Annotated in this window: 18 protein-coding genes and 3 tRNA genes; 9 read left to right on the plus strand and 12 right to left on the minus strand. The window is 62.7% G+C overall.

Translation table 11 applies throughout. From position 1 onward, the window contains the following. The 11 genes from BLT66_RS25545 to BLT66_RS25595 form a co-directional block, all read right to left on the minus strand. The coding region (locus tag BLT66_RS25545) for a GTP-binding protein (protein ID WP_143029299.1) at positions 1–554 on the minus strand (554 nt) is incomplete at its 3' end. Between the two features lie 77 nt (positions 555–631). Further along, positions 632–706 (minus strand) — tRNA-Thr (locus BLT66_RS25550). A gap of 66 nt (positions 707–772) precedes the next feature. Then, positions 773–846, minus strand: a tRNA-Gly gene (locus BLT66_RS25555). A gap of 87 nt (positions 847–933) precedes the next feature. After that, positions 934–1,019, minus strand: a tRNA-Tyr gene (locus BLT66_RS25560). Positions 1,020–1,179: 160 nt separating this feature from the next. Beyond that, positions 1,180–1,920, minus strand: coding sequence for a uracil-DNA glycosylase (locus BLT66_RS25565; protein ID WP_092762653.1), 741 nt, complete (start codon positions 1,918–1,920; stop codon positions 1,180–1,182). Positions 1,921–1,947: 27 nt separating this feature from the next. After that, on the minus strand, positions 1,948–2,742 hold the full coding sequence (gene trpC / locus BLT66_RS25570) for an indole-3-glycerol phosphate synthase TrpC (RefSeq protein ID WP_092762655.1): 795 nt from the start codon (positions 2,740–2,742) through the stop codon (positions 1,948–1,950). 57 nt (positions 2,743–2,799) lie between these two features. Continuing rightward, complete coding sequence (locus tag BLT66_RS25575; protein ID WP_092762657.1) at positions 2,800–3,546, minus strand: transglycosylase domain-containing protein; 747 nt, start codon at positions 3,544–3,546, stop codon at positions 2,800–2,802. A 4-nt stretch (positions 3,547–3,550) separates the two neighbouring features. Next, positions 3,551–4,378, minus strand: a complete 828-nt coding sequence (gene aroE, locus BLT66_RS25580) for a shikimate dehydrogenase (RefSeq protein ID WP_092762659.1) — start codon at positions 4,376–4,378, stop codon at positions 3,551–3,553. A gap of 26 nt (positions 4,379–4,404) precedes the next feature. Then, positions 4,405–5,271: an energy transducer TonB gene (locus tag BLT66_RS25585; protein ID WP_092762661.1), complete on the minus strand. Its 867-nt coding sequence runs from the start codon at positions 5,269–5,271 to the stop codon at positions 4,405–4,407. Next, the gene (locus BLT66_RS25590; protein ID WP_092762664.1) at positions 5,268–7,316 is read right to left on the minus strand and encodes a ribonuclease catalytic domain-containing protein; all 2,049 of its coding nucleotides are present in this window, start codon (positions 7,314–7,316) and stop codon (positions 5,268–5,270) included. Before BLT66_RS25590 ends, BLT66_RS25585 begins: the two co-directional genes overlap by 4 nt. A 43-nt stretch (positions 7,317–7,359) precedes the next feature. Continuing rightward, positions 7,360–7,950 carry a YqiA/YcfP family alpha/beta fold hydrolase gene (locus BLT66_RS25595; protein ID WP_092762666.1) on the minus strand — a complete coding sequence of 197 codons (591 nt, stop codon included), beginning with the start codon at positions 7,948–7,950 and terminating at the stop codon, positions 7,360–7,362. 112 nt (positions 7,951–8,062) lie between these two features. Here BLT66_RS25595 and BLT66_RS25600 point away from each other — a divergent pair, with 112 nt between their 5' ends. The 5 genes from BLT66_RS25600 (at position 8,063) to BLT66_RS25620 (ending at position 14,643) form a co-directional block, all read left to right on the plus strand. Beyond that, positions 8,063–9,604, plus strand: a complete 1,542-nt coding sequence (locus BLT66_RS25600) for a GGDEF domain-containing protein (RefSeq protein ID WP_092762668.1) — start codon at positions 8,063–8,065, stop codon at positions 9,602–9,604. Between the two features lie 52 nt (positions 9,605–9,656). Then, on the plus strand, positions 9,657–10,811 hold the full coding sequence (gene rodA / locus BLT66_RS25605) for a rod shape-determining protein RodA (RefSeq protein WP_092762670.1): 1,155 nt from the start codon (positions 9,657–9,659) through the stop codon (positions 10,809–10,811). 61 nt (positions 10,812–10,872) lie between these two features. Further along, on the plus strand, positions 10,873–12,345 hold the full coding sequence (gene tldD / locus BLT66_RS25610) for a metalloprotease TldD (protein ID WP_092762672.1): 1,473 nt from the start codon (positions 10,873–10,875) through the stop codon (positions 12,343–12,345). A gap of 230 nt (positions 12,346–12,575) precedes the next feature. Then, entirely contained in the window at positions 12,576–13,697 is a 1,122-nt protein-coding gene (locus BLT66_RS25615; protein WP_092762674.1) for a 3-deoxy-7-phosphoheptulonate synthase, read from the plus strand. 88 nt (positions 13,698–13,785) lie between these two features. Then, on the plus strand, positions 13,786–14,643 hold the full coding sequence (locus tag BLT66_RS25620; RefSeq protein ID WP_092762676.1) for a hypothetical protein: 858 nt from the start codon (positions 13,786–13,788) through the stop codon (positions 14,641–14,643). Positions 14,644–14,694: 51 nt separating this feature from the next. On the opposite strand, the gene mpl is transcribed toward BLT66_RS25620, so the two are convergent. Continuing rightward, positions 14,695–16,065, minus strand: a complete 1,371-nt coding sequence (mpl, locus tag BLT66_RS25625) for a UDP-N-acetylmuramate:L-alanyl-gamma-D-glutamyl-meso-diaminopimelate ligase (protein ID WP_092762678.1) — start codon at positions 16,063–16,065, stop codon at positions 14,695–14,697. A gap of 64 nt (positions 16,066–16,129) precedes the next feature. On the opposite strand from mpl, the gene BLT66_RS25630 reads away from it, so the two are divergent. From BLT66_RS25630 to accC, 4 genes are all read left to right on the plus strand, one after another. Next, the gene (locus BLT66_RS25630) at positions 16,130–16,720 is read left to right on the plus strand and encodes a hypothetical protein (protein ID WP_092762680.1); all 591 of its coding nucleotides are present in this window, start codon (positions 16,130–16,132) and stop codon (positions 16,718–16,720) included. After that, the gene (locus BLT66_RS25635; RefSeq protein ID WP_092762682.1) at positions 16,717–17,265 is read left to right on the plus strand and encodes a TlpA disulfide reductase family protein; all 549 of its coding nucleotides are present in this window, start codon (positions 16,717–16,719) and stop codon (positions 17,263–17,265) included. The genes BLT66_RS25630 and BLT66_RS25635 overlap by 4 nt, the downstream gene beginning before the upstream one ends. A gap of 137 nt (positions 17,266–17,402) precedes the next feature. Beyond that, complete coding sequence (gene accB / locus BLT66_RS25640) at positions 17,403–17,858, plus strand: acetyl-CoA carboxylase biotin carboxyl carrier protein (RefSeq protein ID WP_092762684.1); 456 nt, start codon at positions 17,403–17,405, stop codon at positions 17,856–17,858. 21 nt (positions 17,859–17,879) lie between these two features. Further along, on the plus strand, positions 17,880–19,229 hold the full coding sequence (accC, locus tag BLT66_RS25645; protein ID WP_092762686.1) for an acetyl-CoA carboxylase biotin carboxylase subunit: 1,350 nt from the start codon (positions 17,880–17,882) through the stop codon (positions 19,227–19,229). Positions 19,230–19,242 lie beyond the last annotated feature (13 nt).

The following is a 19,242-nucleotide window of genomic DNA, read 5'->3' on the forward strand; positions in this document are numbered from 1 at the left end:
GGACCCTTGTCGCCTTCCATGGCCAGCTTAGCCGAGCCGTGGATGATGGGGGTGGAGTCGCCAGGGAAATCGTATTTGTCGAGCAGCTCGCGGACTTCCATTTCAACGAGTTCGAGCAGTTCGGCGTCGTCGACCATGTCGCACTTGTTCAGGAACACGATGATGTAAGGCACGCCAACTTGGCGGGCCAACAGGATGTGTTCGCGGGTTTGTGGCATAGGGCCGTCAGCAGCGGAACACACCAGAATAGCGCCGTCCATTTGGGCTGCGCCGGTGATCATGTTCTTCACATAGTCGGCGTGGCCTGGGCAGTCCACGTGGGCATAGTGGCGGTTGGCGGTTTCGTATTCGACGTGGGCGGTATTGATGGTAATACCGCGGGCTTTTTCTTCAGGTGCTGCGTCGATTTGGTCGTAGGCCTTGGCCGAACCGCCGAACTTGGCTGCCAGCACGGTGGTGATGGCGGCGGTCAGCGTGGTCTTGCCATGGTCAACGTGGCCGATCGTGCCCACATTGACGTGGGGCTTGGTACGTGTGAACTTTTCTTTTCCCATTTTTTCGGCTCCGAAAAAAATAAACCAAATTTACCCAAACATCGGCACCTACTGGATTCGGCGCGCCTTCGAAATACTGGTGCCCATTCCGGGAATCGGACCCGGGACCTCTCCCTTACCAAGGGAGTGCTCTGCCACTGAGCCAAATGGGCACTTGTTACATTGCTACGAAAGGCTCGCAGCAATACAACCTAAACTTACCTACTGACAAGCGCCTTTGGAGCGGGAGACGGGAATCGAACCCGCGTCATTAGCTTGGAAGGCTAGGGTTCTACCATTGAACTACTCCCGCACTTGCTTGCTTTAATGCACTCAAGGCGAAACATTCACGCCAAACCCAAAACCCGCTTGTCAATACTTTCAAAAATCAGCACATCGCTGGTGGAGAGGGCTGGATTCGAACCAGCGTACTCGTAAGAGGGCAGATTTACAGTCTGCTGCCATTAACCACTCGGCCACCTCTCCGGCGAAGCCTCAAATTATAGCATAGAACTATAGTTTGAAACTAATGTCTTCATTTGCGACAGCCCTCAATCATAGCCTGATTGCGGGCAATGTTCGATCGGCCTGTGTAAAAAGGCGTGAATTGATCTTTGCGGATGCCGGTTTGGGTAACACCCGACCACTATGAGAGGCGAGCCCAGTCAATTGGGTTGAGGCCGGCTTGGGCCAGAAAATCGTTGGCTTCTCGAAAGTGCCCACAGCCGATGAATGGCACGGGCGGGCGCAAGGCAGACAAGGGCGAGGGGTGGTTGGCTTGCAGGACCAGGGCTTGGTGCTGGTGGGCCTGTGCTGTTTGCTGGATCAGCGGTGCTTTGCTTTGCGCATGGGCGCCCCACAACAGGTAGACGCAGGCCGGCGCAGTTTGGGCCACCCGCATGACGGCGGCATCGGTCAGTGCTTCCCATCCTTGCTTGGCGTGGCTTGCGGGGCTGCCATCTTCGACGGTCAGGCTGGTGTTGAGTAGCAAAACCCCTTGGCGTGCCCAGGCTGCTAAGGAGCCGCCGGGAGTGCTGGGGGCCATGTCTTCGCGCTGCAATTCTTTGAAAATATTGCGCAAAGACGGCGGTGGCTGGATGCCGGGAGCGACCGAGAAGGCCAGCCCTTCTGCCTGACCGGGGCCGTGGTAGGGGTCCTGCCCCAGGATCACCACCTTGACCGTATGCAGCGGTGTCAGCTCCAGCGCGCGGAATGGCTGGGGCGGATAGATGGTGGCGTGCGCCGCCAGGCGCTGATGCAGCAGCTGGCTGATGCGCTGGCCAGCTGGGCTGGCGAGGAAGTCAGCGACGGTGGGCTGCCAATCTGGCGCAACCGCCGTAATCGCCGGTGGCCAGGTCTCCAGCCGGTCATGGGACCACAGTGACACGACCTTGTGCTCTCTTTTAGCTAGGCATCAGCCTGCATCGAACAGGCTGGCCAGCGCCTCGCCGGGGTCGGCTGCGCGCATGAAGGCTTCGCCTATCAGGAAGGCGTCCACCTTGGCATCCCGCATGCGCTGCACATCGGCCTTGCTCAGGATGCCGCTTTCCGTCACCAGTAGGCGGTCGGCTGGAACGTCTTTTTTTAAGGCCAGGGTAGTGTCCAGGCTGACTTCAAAACTGCGCAGATTCCGGTTGTTGATACCGATCAGCGGAGTTTTGAGCTTCAAAGCGCGTTGCAGCTCTGCTGCATCGTGCACCTCTACCAGCACCGCCATATCGAGTGAGCGGGCGATAGCTTCCAGCTCGGCCATGTGGCCATCTTCCAGTACCGCTGCGATCAACAGAATGCAGTCGGCGCCCATGGCACGCGATTCATACACCTGGTAGGCATCGACCAGGAAGTCTTTGCGCAGCACCGGCAGCTGGCAGGACGCCCGGGCTTGCTTCAAATAATCCACCTGGCCCTGGAAAAACTGTCGGTCTGTCAGCACCGACAGGCAGGCGGCGCCATGTTCGGCATAGCTTTGGGCAATATCGGCGGGGATGAAGTCTTCGCGCAGCACGCCTTTGGAGGGGCTGGCTTTTTTGATTTCCGCAATCACCGCGGCCTGGCCAGCGGCGATTTTGCTGCGCATGGCGCCCACAAAGTCGCGGGTCAGTACCCGTGATTCGGCGTCAGCGCGCACTTCCGACAAGGGTTTGCGCTTCAGCGCGGTGGCGATTTCTTCGCGTTTGACGGCGATGATTTTTTCTAGGATGTCAGACATGGGGTGGCTCAGGCGGATTCAGCGGGAATGCGGCCCACATTATCCACCGCCCCCTGCTCAGGGCAGTTCTGCGCTGCCCATGCGGGCCACGATGGTTGAGGCCCGGCTCGAAAGGTAGCCCGAGTTGGGCAGTTTCTCAAAATACTTGGGGCGCGGCAGCATCACCGCCAGCCGGGCCGCCTCAAAGGCCGAAAGGCGGGCCGCGGGCTTGCGGAAGTAGTGCTGGGCCGCGGCTTCGGCGCCAAACACGCCTTCGCCCCATTCCACGTTGTTGAGGTAGATTTCCAGGATGCGCTGCTTGTCCAGCAGCAGCTCCAGCAGCATGGTCAGCACGAATTCCTGCCCCTTGCGCAGCAGCGTGCGTTCACCGGACAAGAGCAGGTTTTTCGCCAATTGCTGGGTGATGGTGGAGCCGCCAATCACCTTGGGCGGACGCGGCGTGGTCGGTGTTTTGGCCTTGGTCGGGGCAGCCAGCTTGGCGGCGCGTTCCTGGGCTTTTTCGTTCTTTTGCCAGGCTTTTTCCAGTGCTTCCCAATCCACGCCTTCGTGGTTGGTGAAGCTGCCGTCTTCGGAGGCAATCACTGCGCGTTTCAGGTTGTCCGAAATCTGGCTGTACGGCAGCCATTGCTGGCGCCAGCGCATGCGGGTGTCGGCGCTGGTCAGCAGCCGCCAGGCCTCCGAGCGTTCAAATGCAGTGGATTGCGGGTCAACGGCCGCCATCATGGCGATACGGCCGACAAAAAACAGTTGCAGCGCCAGCGTGGCAAACGCCACCAGCAGCAGCCAGCGCAAGACGGAGCGCATGGCGTCAGGCCAGAGTGGAGCGCAGTTCGGCCAGCACCCGGGCCGATGGCGGGCGCACGCCGCGCCACAGCAAGAAGGCCTCGGCCGCCTGCTCGACCAGCATGCCCAGGCCATCGCGGGGCACGGCCTGGTGCGCGCGGGCCCAGTCCATAAAGCCGGCGGCGGCCGGGCCGTACATCATGTCCAGCGCCAGGGCGCCGGGTTTCAGCACCTGGGGGGACACTGGCACGCCTGCGCCGCTCAGGCTGCTGGCGGTGGCGTTGACGACCACGTCGTACGGGCTCTGCACCGCGGCCAGCTCGGAGCTGTCGACGCGCACGCCGTGTTGCCGAGCCAGCGCGGCGTGGCGTTCCACCAGCGCCCGGGCCTTGTCCAGCGTGCGGTTGGCAACGGTGATGCGGCCCACCTGGGCTTCGATCAGCGGCCCCAGCACCCCGGCGGACGCGCCGCCGGCGCCGATCAGCAGCACATCGCGCCCCGCCAGGGCGACGCCGGCGTTGGACTGGATGTCGTTGACCAGGCCGGCGCCATCGGTGTTGTCGGCATAGATACCGTCGCTGCGGAAGTGCAGGAAATTGCTGGCTCCTGCCAGGCGGGCACGCGCAGATTCGTGCTGGGCCAGCCGGGCGGCTTCAAACTTGAAGGGCACGGTGATATTGCACCCCAGGCCGCCCTCGGCGCGCAGCTCGGCCACGGCCTGGACGAAGCCATCCAAGGGCACCAGGCGCTTGCCGTACTGCAGGCTGTGGCCGGTCAGCTCGGCAAAGCGGGCATGGATCCACGGCGATTTGCTGTGCTCTACCGGGTTGCCCATCACGCAATAGCGGTCCATAAAAACTCTTTTCGAAAATGAGAGGGTCAGGGCGTGGCGCCGACTTTGGTTTCCAGCGTTTGGTCGCGGGTGAAGCGGAAGCGCGACACCACCACCAGCTGGTCCACCTTGGCCCGCATGGCGTCGCTGAACTGGCCAAATGGGCCAGCGCTGCGGACGATGGCCTCGGCGCGCCGGTCCAGCGTGCGGTTGCCCGAGCTTTCGGCGATCTGGGTGGCCAGCACCTGCCCGTCGTAGTTAACCGTGACGATCATGGTCAATGCGCCGTAGAGCTTCTTGCCCGCGTATTCGGGGAAGTTCTCGGTGCCCCGGTCTTCGACCCGGCGGCGCAGGCCGTCGTAGTACACCGCGTACACCTCTTCGCGGGTGGCGGGGCTGACGTAGCGGCGCTTGGGGCGAGAATTTTCCTGGTTGATGCGCCGCTCGATTTCGGCCAGCAGGTTCAGCAGCTGGCGGCGTTTTTCCTCCTGGGCCGCAGCTTCGGGTGAATTGCTGGCCTGCTTCGGGTCGGGCAGCGGCATGCTGGCCAGCTGCTGGCTGACCTGCGCCAGCAGCATGGTTTGCTGCTGCTGCATCGCGTCCATCTTGCGCTGGGTTTCCTCCATGGTCTCGCCCAGGTCGGTCAAGGCCGAGGGCGGCAACGGCGAGGTGGCGCGGCCTTGCTCAGCCTCGCCGCCGCCGGCCAGCGATGCCTGGGCGATGGCGGTCGCGCGGTCGGGCGGGGTGGCAGACTTGGCGTTCACCAGAATCACCTCCAGCGGCGTGTCCTGGAACACCCGGTTGAAGCTTTCCGGGTCTACAAAGCGCAGCGTCAGCAGCACCGCGTGCAGGCCGATGGAGAACCCCAGCGCAAGCTGCAGGGGGCTGAAGCTGGGGAGAAAACGCAGGTTCACGGTGCTACATCAGTGGCCGGGGCCGCTTCGGCTTCGTTCATGTCGACGGCAATGGCGATCGGGCCGGCCGTGGTGTCGTCGTCTTCTTCCTCGGCCGGTGCGTCTTCCGCGGTTTCGACCGGGGTGTCGAGCCGCTCGACCACGGTGCCGCTGATGTCCAGCGTGATCTCGTCGATTTCACCCAGCTTGACCCGCACCTTGGCGCCGCGCGGCGCGTCGCCTAGCACCGGCAGCACCAGCGGCAGGCTGTCGGCCCGCACCATGCCATCCTTGAAGACGCTGCCAATGATTTCGGTAATGCCGTTCTGCTGCAGGTACTTCAGCGTCCAGAAGCGCTCCATCGCGCCCTGGTAGCCGTTGTAGGTGGCGTAGGCCGCGTCAAACATCGAAATGATGGAGAACAGGTCGGCGTCCTTGGGCTTGAACGGCGCGGCCAGCGCGGCGGTCTTGCCGTGGCGCGCGCAGGCGATGATCTGCCACTGGTTCACCAGGTCGGTGTAGCGGCGTAAGGGCGAGGTGCTCCAGGCATAGCTTTTGACGCCGATGCCCGCGTGCGGCAGCGCTTTGGTACCCATGCGCACTTTCACGCCGGGCAGCAGGCTGGCCTGGCTGCGGTAGATGCCGGGCACGCCGTTCTCGGCCATCCACTGGCCCCAGGTGCTGTTGGCCAGGATCATGGCCTCGGCCACCATCAAGTCCAGGGGGGCGCCGCGCTGGCGGGTGGTGATCTGCACCTGCTCGGTACCGGCGGGTTCGTTGCCTTCCTTGCCGACCAGCTTGAAGTTGTAGTCGGGCCGGTTGAAGTTCTCCGGCTTGCCGCGCACCACTTCGCGCTGGGCTTTCAGGTGTTTTGCCAAGCGGTATAAAAATGATAGCTGCTCGCGCTCCATTGGTATGCTTGAAGTGCCGTTTTCATGCTCAAAAGCTGGATTCTCCAGCCATTCGGCCGTCACCAGGGTGTCGAGCTGGTCGTGGCGCAGGTTGGCCGCGATGCGGACCCGCTCCAGTCGGGTTTCGGTGGCGCTGATCTCCAGCGTCGCCTCGTCCAGCGTGACGTACAGCGACACGGCCGGACAGTCGCGGCCCTCTTGCAGCGTGTAGTGCTGCACCACGGCATCAGGCAGCATGGTCAGTTTGTAGCCCGGCATGTAAACGGTGGACAGGCGGGCCCGGCCCAACTGGTCGATGGCGCTGCCGGGGCTGACGGCCAGGCCGGGCGCGGCGATGTGGATGCCCAGCGTGACAGTGCCGCTACCCAGGCCCTGCACCGACAGCGCGTCGTCGATCTCGGTGGTTTGCGAATCGTCGATGGAGAAGGCCTGCGCCGTGGACAGCGGCAAATCGTCGAGGATTTGCGGCGCCTCCAGTGCGGGGAAGCCCGTGCCCTTGGGGAAGTTCTCCAGCAGGAAGCGCCTCCAGTGGAACTGGTAGGGCGAGTCGATGGCGCCGGCGTGCTGCAGCAGCACCAGCGGCGCCTTGTGGGTGGCGCGCGAGGCTTCGACCACGGCCTTGTACTCGGGGCCGTTTTTATCGGGTTTAAAGAGTATTTTGTATAGCTGCTCACGCACAGCGGGCGGGCACGAACCTTGACTTAGCTCCTCCGCCCAGGCCGCAATTTGTATAGCAATCTGCTGCTTCTTTTCGATCGCGGCCAGCGCCAATTGCAGGATCTCGGCCGAAGCCTTGCGGAAGCGCCCCTTGCCCGCGCGGCGAAAGTAATGCGGCGCCTCGAACAGACGCAGCAGCATGGCTGTTTGCTGCTCCAGCGTGGCTTTGTCGCTGAAATAGTCGCGCGCCAGGTCGGCAAAGCCGAAATCGTCCTCGGGCGCGAACTCCCAGGCCATTTCCAGCTCGATATCGGCGGCTACCTGCTGGGCGTCGCGCAGCAGGACCGCGGGAGTCGGCTTGTCGAACTTCAGCAGCAGGTTGGCGGCCTTGACCTTGACCCGCTTGCCGCTGTCGAGCTCGACCTGGGCGGACGACTCCGCTTCGGACAAGATGCGCCCGGCCATGAATTTTCCGGCTTCTTCAAATAATGCAAACATGGGCCGAATTCTCCCATGCGGCGCGGCCGGTCCGACCTGGCTGTCAGTTTTTGAGCAGGTCGAGAAACGCAAATATGCCGTCGATGTGCGCTTCGAAGTCGCTCAGGGCGTGGTCGCCACCCTCCAGCAGCAAAGGCTGGGCGCTGGCGTAGCGGGCCGCCATCTCGCGCCAGTCCAGTACCTCGTCGCCCTTGGCGATGATGGCCCGGCAACGCTCGGGTGGGGGCTGGTTGTGCAGGGTCAGGGCCTGCAATTCACCAATAAAGGCGGGTTCGAAGAAAAACCGCTCTTCGGGGTTCTGCCAGCTGGTCTGCTCGCCGATGTAGCGGGCCAGGTCCCGCGCCGGGTCTACCGCGGGATTCAGCAGCACCGACTTGCAGCCGGTGTGCTCGGCGACCCAGGTGGCATAAAAGCCGCCGAGCGAAGAACCTATGACCGCCATGGTTTGCCGCGGCCAGTCGGCAATGCCTTGCTGGACCAGGGCCATGGCTGCCTGCGGGGACGGCGGCAGCTGCGGGCACCACCAGGTGACGGCGGGGTACTGGTTGCGTACCCGTTCTGCCACCTGCTGGGCCTTGGCTGATTGGGGCGATGAGCGAAAGCCGTGGAGGTACAGCAAATGGGTGACAGGCATAAGCTTATGCTAGCAAACATAAGCGGTTTCTTGCCTTGGATTTGCCGGGTTTACCAGATACGATCAACCTCTTTGGGGGCTACTGCCCATGACAGATTTAACTGCGAGTCCCATGGCTGATCGATCTCCAAGTGAAATTGCGCGTGAAACATTCAAGCAGCTGAGTCTCAAGAAGCTGGCGCCTACGCCTGAGAACTACCAAACCCTGTACCACGAGGTGGCTGGCACCCTGCCGCCCGCGCATTTCCCGTTTGACCGCCTGCGCCAAATTTCCGCCGCCCTGCCGGCCAAGAACCCGGGCCAGCAAAAGCAATGCGGCCTGCTGGAGTCGGCCATTTCCCAGCGCAGCTGGGAGGGCGTGCAAAACGCCTTGGTGGGCTACGCCGGCTTTGGCATGGTGGCGCCCACGGTATCGGACAGCGGGCTGACGCCCCTGGCTGCCAGCCCGCATAGCAACCCGGCGCTGACCCCCGAATTCATGGAGCAGATCGCGCGTCTGATCGACAACGCCTTGCCAGCCCTGGGCACCGACGACGACCGCTTTCTGGAGCAGGCCCGCGAGCTGCTGGCCTTCATCCGCCAGCCGGTGCCTGATTTGCCGCGCACCAAGACCATGCTGGCCAACTTCAGCCACCGCCTGTCGTTTACCGCCGAGGACCAGGCTGAAATCAAGATCGTGCTGCTGCAGCTCTTGCACCTGGTGTTCACCAACATCGGCGAACTCTGCATAGACGACCAGTGGCTCAAGGGTCAGATCGACGCGCTGATGGAAGCCTCGACTCCGCCTTTGAGCTTGCGCCGGCTCGACGACGTGCAGCGGCGCCTGGTCGATGTGATTGCCAAGCAGGCCGAGGCCAAGACCCGGGCGCACGAGGCCCAGACCCAGATGCGCGAGCTGCTGGTGGCGTTTGTCGACCGGCTGTCCCTGATGGGCGAGTCCAGCGGCGTCTACCAGGTGCGGATCGAGGAGTGCGCGCGCCAGATCGAGCAGGTCACCTCCATAGAAGAACTGGCGCCGGTGCTGCAAACAGCGCTCAGCGCCACCCGCAGCATGGCGCTGGATACTCAGAATTCGCGTGACCAGCTGCAGTTCATGCGCGAGAAGACCGAACAAGCCGAGGCTGAAATCAGCAAGCTGCACCTGGAGCTAGACCGGGTCAGCGCCCAAGCGCGGCACGACCCCTTGACCGGCGCCTTGAATCGCCGCGGCCTGGACGAAGCCATCCAGCGCGAGATATCCCGGGCCTCGCGCAAGGGCACGCCGCTGTGCCTGGCGCTGCTGGACATCGACAACTTCAAGAAGCTCAACGACGACCTGGGCCACGAGGCCGGCGATGCCGCGCTGACCCACCTGGCCGACGTCACCCGTGTCTCGATGCGGCCCCAGGACACCCTGGCCCGGTTTGGCGGCGAAGAGTTTGTGATCGTGCTGCCCGATACCGGGCTGGAGCTGGGTGTCGGCGCCTTGACCCGCTTGCAGCGCGAGCTGACCAAGAAATTCTTTCTGCGCGACAACCAGAAGGTGCTGATCACCTTCAGCGCCGGCGTGGCGCAGTTGGCAGCCGGCGAATCGGGCGTGGACTGCATCAAGCGCGCCGACCAAGCCATGTACCTGGCCAAGCGCAGCGGCAAGAACCGGGTACTGGCCGGGTAGTTTTTCCCGCTCAACCTTGGGGGCTGATTCGTGGCCAGCGCGATAATCGGGTATGTCTGTAGTTTTTGAAAAATCCCCGCTGTGGCAGCGCGTCACGCCCATGTTCCGTGGCTTTGACGGGCCGTTGGCGTTTGCGGTGTTCATGCTGGTCTGCGCGGGCCTGCTCACCATGTATTCGTCGGGCTACGACCATGGCACGCGCTTCGTGGACCATGGCCGCAACATGCTGCTGGCCGGCACCATTCTGTTCGTGGTGGCGCAAATTCCGCCGCAACGCCTGATGGCGCTGGCGGTGCCCATGTACACCCTGGGCGTGGCCTTGCTGATTGCGGTGGCCATCTTTGGCATCACCAAAAAGGGCGCGCGACGCTGGCTGAACCTGGGCATCATCATCCAGCCCAGCGAGATTTTGAAGATCGCCATGCCCTTGATGCTGGCCTGGTGGTTCCAGCGGCGCGAAGGCCAGCTGCGGCCGTTGGACTTTCTGGTCGGGGGCTTGCTGCTGGCCTTGCCGGTGGCGCTGATCGTCAAGCAGCCCGATCTGGGCACGGCGATTCTGGTCATGACCACCGGCTTGTCGGTGCTGTTCTTTGCCGGCCTGAGCTGGAAGCTAATCGTGCCGCCGGTGCTGCTGGGGTTGGTGGGCATAGGCCTGCTGGTCTGGAACGAGCCGGCGCTATGTGCCGACGGCATGCGCTGGGTGGTACTGCACGATTACCAACAGCAGCGCATCTGCACGCTGCTGGACCCGAGCCGCGACCCGCTGGGTAAGGGCTTCCACATCATCCAGGGCATGATCGCCATCGGATCGGGAGGGGTCACGGGCAAGGGCTTTATGCAAGGCACGCAAACCCATCTGGAATTCATCCCCGAGCGGACGACTGACTTCATCTTTGCCGCGTTTTCCGAAGAATTCGGCCTGATCGGCAACCTGCTGCTGATTGCCGGCTTTCTGTTTCTGGTGCTGCGCGGGCTGGTGATCGCGATGGACGCGCCCACCATGTTCTCGCGTCTGCTGGCGGGCAGCGTGACGCTGATCTTTTTTACCTATGCCTTCGTCAACATGGGCATGGTCAGCGGTATCTTGCCGGTGGTCGGCGTGCCCTTGCCCTTCATCAGCTATGGCGGCACCGCCATGGTCACGTTGGGGCTGGGGCTGGGCATTCTGATGTCGATTGCCAAGGCGCGGCGCCTGGTCCAATCCTGAGTCCTGGCGGGGTATGGCCGGCGGCACAGCGGCGGCCGCGGGCCAAGCCTAAAATGATTGAATGATCTCTCGCGAACCCACACTCGAACGCCTCGCCATTGCCCAATCGCTCCTGCTGGAGCCCTTTGGCCTGACGCCCGCCCACCTCAGCCGCGCGCTGGCCGAAATCACCGCCCACAAAGTGGACGATGCCGACCTGTACTTCCAGTACACGCGCAGCGAAGGCTGGAGCCTGGAGGAGGGCATCGTCAAAACCGGTTCCTTCAGCATCGACCAGGGCGTGGGTGTGCGGGCCGTCAGCGGCGAGAAAACCGCCTTCGCCTATTCCGACGATATTTCTGAGGCTTCGCTACTGGATGCCGCCCGCACTGTGCGGTCTATTTCGGCTGCAGCGCAGACAAAACGTGCGAAGGTAGCTGCACAAAAGGTAGCAAAAGGACGCAGCCTGTACCCCGGCGTCGATCCCATCGCCTCGCTGGACAGCACGGCCAAGGTCAAGCTGCTGGAGCGGGTGGAAAAGCTGGCCCGAGCCAAAGACCCGCGCGTCGCCCAGGTGATGGCCGGTCTGGCCGCGGAATACGATGTGGTGATGGTGGCGCGGGCCGACGGCACGCTGGCTGCCGATGTGCGCCCACTGGTGCGCCTGAGCGTCACGGTGATTGCCGAGGCCACGGTCAAGGGCGTGGTGCGCCGCGAGATGGGCTCGGGCGGCGGCGGTGGCCGTTTCGGCCTGGCGTATTTTGACGACGCCATGCTCAACGAATACGTGGATGCCGCCGTGCATGCGGCCATGACCAATCTCGAGTCCCGCCCCGCCCCGGCTGGCGTGATGACGGTGGTGCTGGGCTCGGGCTGGCCCGGCATCCTGTTGCACGAAGCCATCGGCCATGGGCTGGAAGGTGACTTCAACCGCAAGGGTTCCAGCGCCTTCAGCGGTCGCATTGGGCAGCGCGTTGCCGCCAAGGGCGTGACCGTCCTCGACGATGGCACGATTGCCGACCGCCGCGGCTCGCTGAACGTGGACGATGAAGGCTGCGCCAGCCAGCGCAATGTGCTGATCGAAGACGGCATTTTGAAGGGCTACATCCAGGACGCGATGAATGCGCGCCTGATGGGCGTCAAGCCCACCGGCAATGGCCGGCGTGAGAGCTACGCGCACATCCCGATGCCGCGCATGACCAATACCTACATGCTGGGCGGCGACAAGGACCCGCAGGAAATCATTGCCAGCATCAAGAAGGGCTTGTACGCTAGCAACTTCGGCGGCGGCCAGGTGGACATTACCTCGGGCAAGTTTGTGTTCTCCGCCAGCGAAGCCTATTGGGTGGAAAACGGCAAGATCCAGTACCCGGTGAAGGGCGCGACCATCGTCGGCAGCGGCCCCGAATGCCTGAAGAAAGTCAGCATGATCGGCAACGACATGAAGCTCGACCCCGGTGTCGGCACCTGCGGCAAAGAAGGCCAGAGCGTGCCCGTGGGCGTGGGCCAGCCCACCCTGCGCATCGACGGCTTGACGGTAGGCGGCACGGCCTGAGGGCTTACCCGGTTTTGCCCCCGCCTATCTCTGTGTTACATTGAAACGCTATGCAGCAGCACGTATTTGCCTACTTTTACTTTTGGTTCTCGGTCCCCGGCGGATGAGAGGCGTGTCTGTAAGCAAATAAAGCCCTTCATAAAAACCGCCGGAGTTTCACCACTCCGGCGGTTTTTTTTTGCCCCACCGTTTTTCTCAACTTATTTTTAATACCCACAGGAGCACAGCCCATGAATGCCAAAGCCCACCCCACCAGCGACAGCTGGTATGCGAGCGTCGAAAAAACCAGCCAAACCGACGACGAACGCATCAAGGACATTACCGTGCTACCTCCTCCAGAACATCTGATCCGCTTCTTCCCCATCCGCGGCACACCCGTGGAGTCGCTGATCACCACCACCCGCAAGAACATCCACAACATCATCGCCGGCACCGACGACCGGCTGCTGGTGGTGATTGGCCCGTGCTCCATCCATGATCCGATGGCGGCACTGGAATACGCGCGCCGCCTGAAGGAGCAGCGTGAGAAATACGCCGACACGCTGGAGATCGTGATGCGCGTCTACTTCGAAAAGCCCCGCACCACCGTGGGCTGGAAGGGCCTGATCAACGACCCCTACCTGGACGAAACCTACCGCATCGACGAAGGCCTGCGCATCGCCCGCCAGCTGCTGATCGACATCAACCGCCTGGGCTTGCCCGCCGGCAGCGAGTTCCTGGACGTGATTTCGCCGCAGTACATCGGCGATCTGATTGCCTGGGGCGCGATTGGCGCGCGCACCACCGAGAGCCAGGTGCATCGCGAGCTGGCATCCGGCCTGTCGGCACCCATCGGCTTCAAGAACGGCACCGACGGCAATATCCGTATCGCCACCGACGCCATTCAGGCGGCGGCGCGCGGTCACCACTTTTTGTCGGTGCACAAGAATGGCCAGGTCGCCATCGTGCAGACCAATGGCAACAAGGACTGCCACGTGATCCTGCGCGGCGGTAAAGCGCCGAACTACGACGCCGCCAGCGTTGCTGCGGCCTGCGCCGAACTCAGCGCTGCCAAGATGCCGGCCACCTTGATGGTCGACTGCAGCCACGCCAACAGTAGCAAGCAGCACGAGAAGCAAATCGAGGTGGCGCGCGATATCGCTGGGCAAGTCGCCGGTGGTTCGCGCCAGGTTTTCGGCCTGATGGTGGAAAGCCACCTGGTCGAAGGTGCACAAAAGTTCACTCCTGGCAAAACAGACCAGCAATCCTTGGAATATGGCCGTAGCATTACAGATGCCTGCCTGGGTTGGGACCAATCCCTGCAGACGCTGGATATCCTGTCCGAGGCGGTGAAAGCACGCCGGGCAGGATGAACCTCAACATCGGAGGAACGCTATGGCATTGGATCGACCTATATTTTGGCTAGGGGTGGCGGGCCTCTCGCCACCGCAAAGGGCGGCATTGCTGGGCTTCCTACCCTATGAACCGGGCAGTCTGCCGGCCTGGCGTGTGGCCCGGTTCGAAGAGGCCGATGCCTGGTGCGTGAGTGGCCAGGCCGCCCAGTTGCAAGACGATGGCGTGCTGGCGATTCCCGACAGCCGGCGGGCCGCACCGCCGTTGCAACTGCAGCTGGAGGCGGTAGACCGCCCGATGGCCTTCACCACACCGCTGGCCTCGCAAGAGATTGAGCCTTTGACCACCTTTGACCCCGAGTCCGAGCGTGCGGTGCAGATGGTGTTGAAGAAGTTTGAGGTCTGGCTGCAGCCTTTGCGGGCCCAGTATTTCCTGGGGGCGCTGCTGTACCAGACCCTGGGTGGGCTGCGGCATGCGGTCTATGAGGTGGTGCACCAGTCGGTGCTGCTAGCCGTGGTCGACTTGCCCCGGCGCCGCGTCGACTACCGTGTGGATGCCAGCCCGGTGCAGCTGGAGCAAGCCAGTTGGACGCAGCGCGCGGCCTCGACCGACGGCTTGCCGCCGCGCTTCAAGCGCGCAGGCCTGGTCGAGGTGATGTGGCAATTTGCCCAGCATTCGGCCGTCGATCTGCTGCCTGCGGTCTACCACACCGAATTGATCCGCCTGGTGCGTCCCCCCCAGGTGCCCGCCTCCTGGCTGAAAGAGTCTTTGCGTACGGTGCTGCAGGCCCTGGGGGCTGGCCCCACCAGCATGGCACAGCTGCAGAAAAGCGGCTTGAATCCCGGCCAGTTGGCGCGGGATCTGGCCGGTTTGTATTTTGACGGCGCCATCACCACCGCAGCTGGCGACATGGCTTGGTTACCCTCGGCCAATGTGCTGCTATCCGATCGCGGCCTGCTCTTCTGAAATTTAAGTAAAAAGTGCTGCTGGCGCATATTTCATAAGCGCCAGCAGCTATTACTTTTGTAGTGCCCGCAGCAGCTTGGCGTGGATGCCGCCAAAGCCGCCGTTGCTCATGCACAGAATATGGTCGCCCGGCTGTGCGGCTGCCAGTACCTGGTCTACCAGCGCGTCAATGCTGTCGGCAACCTGGGCCTTGGCGCCCATAGGCTCCAGGGCGCTGCGCGCATCCCAGCCCAGCCCGCCCGCATGGCAGAACGCCAGGTCTGCATCTTCCAGGCTCCAGGGCAGCTGGGCCTTCATGGCGCCCAGTTTCATGGTGTTGCTGCGCGGCTCGAACACCGCCAGGATGCGCTGCGTGGGGCCGACCCGGCGGCGCAGGCCGTCCACCGTGGTGCGGATGGCCGTGGGGTGGTGGGCAAAATCGTCGTACACCGTGATGCCGCGCACCGTGCCCAGCACTTCCATGCGCCGCTTGACGTTCTGGAATTCACCCAGTGCGCGGGCTGCGATGGCCGGGGTTACGCCTAGATGGTCGGCGGCGGCGATGGCGGCCAGCGCGTTGAGCTGGTTGTGGACCCCGCCCAGCGCCCATTCCACCGTGGCCACGCGCTCGCCGCGCTGCAGAACTTCGAAATGGTGGGGTTCGCCCCGGGCGGTGAAGTCGCTGACGGCCGCGCCAAAGCTGCGTACCTCGCTCCAGCAGCCCTGGTGCAGCACGCGTGCCAGGCTTTCCTCCAGGCCGTTCACCACCACCCGCCCGGTGGCGGGCACGGTGCGCAGCAGATGGTGGAACTGCCGTTCGATGGCGGCCAGGTCGTCAAAAATATCGGCGTGGTCGAATTCCAGGTTGTTCAGCACAGCCGTGCGCGGGCGGTAGTGGACGAACTTGCTGCGCTTGTCGAAAAACGCGGTGTCGTACTCGTCCGCTTCGATCACAAAGCTGCTGCCCGCGCCCAGGCGGGCCGACACGCCAAAGTTCAAAGGCACGCCGCCGACCAAGAATCCCGGCTGCTGGCCCGCATATTCCAGAATCCAGGCCAGCATCGCGGTGGTGGTGGTTTTGCCGTGGGTGCCGGCCACCGCCATTACGTGCCGGCCCTGCAGCACGTGCTCGGCCAGCCATTGCGGTCCGCTGGTGTAGGGTAGGCCGGCGTCCAGGATCGCTTCCATCAAAGGGAACTTGGGGCTGCCGTCGGCCAGCCTGGCCCGGGATACCACGTTGCCCACCACGAACATATCGGGCTTGAGCGCCAGCTGGTCGGCCGAGAAGCCTTCGATCAGGCCTATGTCCAGCGCCCGCAACTGGTCGCTCATGGGTGGGTACACCCCCGCATCGCAACCGGTGACGCGGTGGCCGGCCTCCCGCGCCAAAGCTGCCAAACCGCCCATGAAGGTGCCGCAAATACCCAGAATATGAATGTGCATGCGCAGATTTTAGAGGGCGGGGCAGTGGCTGGGCCGGGCCGGCAAAAGGTGCAAAATCCGGGGCATGGATGCAATGACTTCTGAAATTGCCGCAACCGCCGCCCGCTTGGTTGTGGAGGAGGGGCTGGAATACGGCCCCGCCAAGCGCCGTGCCGTGGCCCAGTTGGGCATGGGCCGCGCGCCGTTGCCCGGCAATGACGTGCTGGAAGACGCGGTGCGTGAATATATAGAGCTGTTCTGCGGCGACACCCAGCCCGAGGAGCTGCGTGCGCTGCGGGTGCTGGCGCTGACCTGGATGGAGCGCATGGCCCATTTCAGGCCACATTTATGCGGCGCCGTATGGTTTGGTACAGCAACCCGGTTGTCCGACATCAGCATCCAGATGTTTTGCGATGACCCCAAATCGGCAGAGATCGCGCTGATTGACCACCGTGTGCCCTACGAGCCGACAACCGTGACCGGGTTTCGCGGCGACGCGGTCGAGGCACTGAGCTTTGCCAGCCGCAGCCCCGAACTGGGCGTGGTGGTGGGTGTGCACCTTATGGTGTATGACCTGGACGACTTGCGCGGGGCTTTGAAGCCCGACAGCAAAGGCCGTACGCCGCGCGGGGACATCGCCGCGGTGCGCCGTTTGCTGCAGGATACGGCGACATGAACACTGTTATTTCTCCTCCGGCTGTGCCCCAGCGTCGTCGCCTGCTGGCTGCCGTGGCCGCTACTGCCGGTCTGGCCGGTACGGGCCTGGCGTGGTGGCATCACCAGCCTGGCCCAGTGCTGGCCGATGCCGAAGAGGCACTGTGGCGTCTGCGCCTGGACAGTCCAACCGGTAGTCCACTGGAGATGCAGGCTTTTCGCGGGCGACCCGTGTTGCTGAACTTTTGGGCCACTTGGTGTCCACCGTGTGTGGAAGAGCTGCCCTTGATTGATCGCTTCTTCAAGGATCATGCGGCCAACGGCTGGCAAGTGGTGGGCTTGGCGGTTGACCAATTGCCTGCAGTGCAGGGCTTTTTGCAGAAAACACCGGTTAGTTTCCCGGTCGGGATGGCCGGTTTGGGCGGTACCGAGCTCGGCCGCTCCCTAGGCAATCTGACCGGCGGCCTGCCTTTTACGGTGGTGTTGGGTGCCAGCGGCGCAGTGCTTCATCGTAAAATGGGCAAGCTAAGCGCGGCCGACTTGCAAGTCTGGGCCGCCTTGAAATAGGCAGTTTGATCCTTTCCAAGCCCTTTTGACAGAGGCCTTGGAAGGCGATTTACAAATGAAATACAAGAAATAAGCGACCGTTCGGCGGAATTGAGGTAGATTCCACCTCTTTTTGGTTGGTCGTGGCTGGAGGTTTTATGGATTTGCGCAAACTCAAAACGTTGATCGACTTGGTGTCTGATTCCAACGTGTCGGAACTCGAAATTACCGAAGCTGAAGGCAAGGTACGCATCGTCAAGGGCGGTGGTGCCATGGTGTACCAGGCCGCACCGCCTGCCATGATGGCAGCGCCCGTGGTCGATGTGGCCGCCCAGGCTGCAGCTGCGCCAGTGGCTGCACCGGCCGTAGAGGCTCCTACGGGCCACGTGGTCAAGTCCCCGATGGTGGGTACGTTCTACCGCTCGTCCAGCCCAGGCGCCAAGGCTTTTGTGGAAGTCGGCAGCCAGGTCAAGGAAGGCGAGACCATCTGCATCATCGAAGCGATGAAGATCTTGAATGAAATCGAAGCCGACAAGGCCGGTACCGTGGTGCAGATGCTGTGTGAAAACGGCCAGGCTGTGGAATACGGCCAGCCCTTGTTCGTGATTGAGTGAACCCACAGAGTTTGGTGGCGCATGTTTAAAAAAATACTGGTAGCAAATCGAGGCGAGATCGCCCTGCGTATCCAGCGGGCTTGCCGCGAGATGGGTATCAAGGCGGTCATGGTGTATTCCGAGGCGGATCGCGAAGCCAAGTACGTCAAGCTGGCGGACGAAGCCGTGTGTATCGGTCCCGCCCCATCGGGTTTGAGTTACCTGAATATGCCCGCGCTGATTTCCGCGGCAGAGGTGACGGATGCCGAAGCCATCCACCCCGGTTACGGTTTCCTGAGCGAAAACGCAGATTTTGCCGAGCGCGTGGAAAAGAGTGGCTTCCAGTTCATCGGACCTACGCCTGAGAACATCCGCATGATGGGCGACAAGGTGTCGGCCAAGCAGGCGATGATCAAAGCGGGTGTGCCTTGCGTTCCAGGCTCTGAAGGCGAATTGCCGGACGATGCCGCCACGATTCGGCGCACGGCCAAGGCCGTCGGTTATCCGGTGATCATCAAAGCCGCTGGCGGCGGTGGCGGCCGGGGTATGCGCGTGGTGCACACCGAAGCGGCGTTGATCAATGCCGTGCAAATGACCAAGGCAGAGGCCAAGGCGGCATTCGGTAATGGTGCGGTCTATATGGAGAAGTACCTCCAGAATCCGCGCCATATCGAAATCCAGATCCTGGCCGACAAATTTAAGAACGTGGTGTATCTGGGTGAGCGCGACTGCTCAATGCAGCGCCGCCACCAGAAGGTGCTGGAAGAAGCGCCGGCTCCAGGTATTCCGCGCAAACTGATCGAGCGGATCGGCGAGCGCTGCGCGGCGGCCTGCAAAAAGATCGGCTACCGTGGCGCGGGCACCTTCGAGTTCCTGTATGAAAACGGCGAGTTCTACTTTATTGAAATGAACACCCGTGTGCAGGTCGAACATCCGGTGACGGAGCTGATCACCGGCGTGGATATCGTCCGGACCCAGATCATGGTGGCCGCGGGTGAGAAGCTGCCATTTGCGCAACGCCAGATCACCATCAGTGGCCATGCGATTGAATGCCGCGTGAATGCGGAAGATCCGTACAAATTTACGCCGTCACCGGGCCGCATCACGATGTGGCACCCACCAGGTGGCCCTGGCGTGCGCGTCGATTCGCACGTCTACACCAATTACTACGTGCCGCCGAATTACGACTCCATGGTCGGCAAGATCATCGTGCACGGTGACACGCGTGAGCAAGCCATGGCGCGCATGCGTACCGCGTTGCTGGAAACGGTGATTGAGGGTATCAACACCAATATCCCGCTGCACCGCGAGTTGATGGTGGATGCCAAGTTCATGGCGGGAGGCACCAACATCCATTATTTGGAAGAGTGGCTCTCGCAGCACAAACGTTAAGAGCGCGTCGCAC

The organism is Rhodoferax sp. OV413, from assembly GCF_900104385.1.
Classification (GTDB): Bacteria; Pseudomonadota; Gammaproteobacteria; order Burkholderiales; family Burkholderiaceae_C; genus Rhodoferax_B.

Bases quoted from the DNA above. Each gene is read 5' to 3' on its own strand.
- trpC (WP_092762655.1), bottom strand. From the start codon at position 2,742: ATGTCTGACATCCTAGAAAAAATCATCGCCGTCAAACGCGAAGAAATC.
- BLT66_RS25575 (WP_092762657.1), bottom strand. From the start codon at position 3,546: ATGCGCTCCGTCTTGCGCTGGCTGCTGCTGGTGGCGTTTGCCACGCTG.
- aroE (WP_092762659.1), bottom strand. From the start codon at position 4,378: ATGGACCGCTATTGCGTGATGGGCAACCCGGTAGAGCACAGCAAATCG.
- BLT66_RS25590 (WP_092762664.1), bottom strand. From the start codon at position 7,316: ATGTTTGCATTATTTGAAGAAGCCGGAAAATTCATGGCCGGGCGCATC.
- BLT66_RS25595 (WP_092762666.1), bottom strand. From the start codon at position 7,950: ATGCCTGTCACCCATTTGCTGTACCTCCACGGCTTTCGCTCATCGCCC.
- BLT66_RS25600 (WP_092762668.1), top strand. From the start codon at position 8,063: ATGGCTGATCGATCTCCAAGTGAAATTGCGCGTGAAACATTCAAGCAG.
- rodA (WP_092762670.1), top strand. From the start codon at position 9,657: ATGTCTGTAGTTTTTGAAAAATCCCCGCTGTGGCAGCGCGTCACGCCC.
- tldD (WP_092762672.1), top strand. From the start codon at position 10,873: ATGATCTCTCGCGAACCCACACTCGAACGCCTCGCCATTGCCCAATCG.
- BLT66_RS25615 (WP_092762674.1), top strand. From the start codon at position 12,576: ATGAATGCCAAAGCCCACCCCACCAGCGACAGCTGGTATGCGAGCGTC.
- mpl (WP_092762678.1), bottom strand. From the start codon at position 16,065: ATGCACATTCATATTCTGGGTATTTGCGGCACCTTCATGGGCGGTTTG.
- BLT66_RS25630 (WP_092762680.1), top strand. From the start codon at position 16,130: ATGGATGCAATGACTTCTGAAATTGCCGCAACCGCCGCCCGCTTGGTT.
- BLT66_RS25635 (WP_092762682.1), top strand. From the start codon at position 16,717: ATGAACACTGTTATTTCTCCTCCGGCTGTGCCCCAGCGTCGTCGCCTG.
- accB (WP_092762684.1), top strand. From the start codon at position 17,403: ATGGATTTGCGCAAACTCAAAACGTTGATCGACTTGGTGTCTGATTCC.
- accC (WP_092762686.1), top strand. From the start codon at position 17,880: ATGTTTAAAAAAATACTGGTAGCAAATCGAGGCGAGATCGCCCTGCGT.